2 protein-coding genes are annotated in these 1,415 nt (G+C 73.5%); one reads left to right on the top strand and one right to left on the bottom strand.

Annotated features, from left to right (window positions below):
* The coding region (locus tag EIO58_RS17885) for an RNB domain-containing ribonuclease (RefSeq protein WP_127820552.1) at positions 1-509 on the bottom strand (509 nt) is incomplete at its 3' end.
* A 128-nt stretch (positions 510-637) separates the two neighbouring features.
* On the opposite strand from EIO58_RS17885, the gene EIO58_RS17890 reads away from it, so the two are divergent.
* A partial coding sequence (locus tag EIO58_RS17890; RefSeq protein WP_205789385.1) for a benzoate/H(+) symporter BenE family transporter occupies positions 638-1,415 on the top strand: 778 nt, incomplete at its 3' end.

Consider the following 1,415-nt stretch of genomic DNA (forward strand, 5'->3'; position numbering starts at 1 on the left):
CGCCGCGACCGGACCAGCGCCCGGGTGAGGGTGGTGTCGAGCAGCGTGCCGTCGGCGTCGAGCGCGAACTGCCACACGAACGCGCGGCGCACGCGATCGGGCAGGAGCGACCCCGCATCTTCCGAGATGACGGGTGGATGCAGGGGCACGCGCCCGTCGGGCGCGTAGAGCGTCTGCCCACGCCGGCGGGTCTGCGCATCGAGCGGACCGCCGGGAGTGACGAAGAACGGCACGTCGGCGATCGCGTAGCGCACGGTGAAGCCGTCGGATGTCGCGCTGAGGTGCAGCGCCTGGTCGAGGTCGGTGGATCCCGGCGGATCGATCGTGAGGAACTCGACGTCGGCGAGATCGGGGAGATCGCCCAGCGGTGCGGCGGCCGCGCGCCGGGCTTCGGCGGCGACATCGGCGGGAAAGCCGGTCGGGACGCCGAGCGACTCCCGCAGCTCCGCTAACGCTGCCGCGAGCTGCGTCTGGTTCGCCGACGGGGACAGCCGTGCGGTGCGACGCATGGATCGAGCCTACCCAGGCGCTGGCGGAGGGAGTCGCGGCGCGGCGCCCCGAGCGTGCGCGCGGCAAGCCACCGGACTCCGGTTGGCGCAGGCACTGCCGGCACGCGATCCGCTACCGTCGGAGTCTCATGACCGAGCCCGCCCCTTCCGTCGACGCCCCTTCCGAGGCGCGTGTGCCGCTGTCGCGTCCCGTCGTCGCCGGGATCGTCACGGCGCTCGTGGGCGTGACGAGCTCGTTCGCGGTCGTGCTCACCGGCCTCGACGCCGTCGGGGCGTCTCGGGCGCAGGCGGCGAGCGGCCTCCTCGTGCTGTGCCTCACGATGGGCGTCGCGTCGATCATCCTCGCGTGGCGCTACCGGATGCCGATCACCGTGGCCTGGTCGACCCCCGGGGCGGCGGTGCTCGCGGCCACCGGCGCGGTCGAGGGCGGCTGGCCTGCGGCCGTCGGCGCGTTCCTCATCACGGCAGGGCTGATCCTGCTCACGGCGCTGTGGCCCCAGCTCGGGCGCCTGATCGCCCGCATCCCGCCGTCGATCGCGCAGGCGATGCTCGCCGGCGTGCTGCTGCCGCTGTGCCTCGAGCCGGTGACGGGCATCGTCGCGAACCCCTGGGGAGTCGTGCCCGTGATCGTCACGTGGCTCGTCTTCGTCCGGCTCGCCCCGCGCTGGGCCGTGCCGCTCGCCTTCGTCGCGGCATCCGTCGTCGTGGGCGTGCATGTCGCGACCACCGGAGCCGCCATCGATCCTCGGCTGCTCATGCCGCGGCTCGAGTTCACCGCGCCGACTCTCACGTTCGGCGCAGTGGTCGGACTGGCGCTGCCGCTGTTCCTCGTGACGATGGCCTCGCAGAACGTGCCCGGGGTCGCCATCATGCGCAGCTTCGGCTATGAGGTGCCGTGGCGCCCCG

It is taken from the genome of Microbacterium sp. CPCC 204701, from assembly GCF_004010105.1.
Taxonomy (GTDB): Bacteria; Actinomycetota; Actinomycetes; order Actinomycetales; family Microbacteriaceae; genus Microbacterium.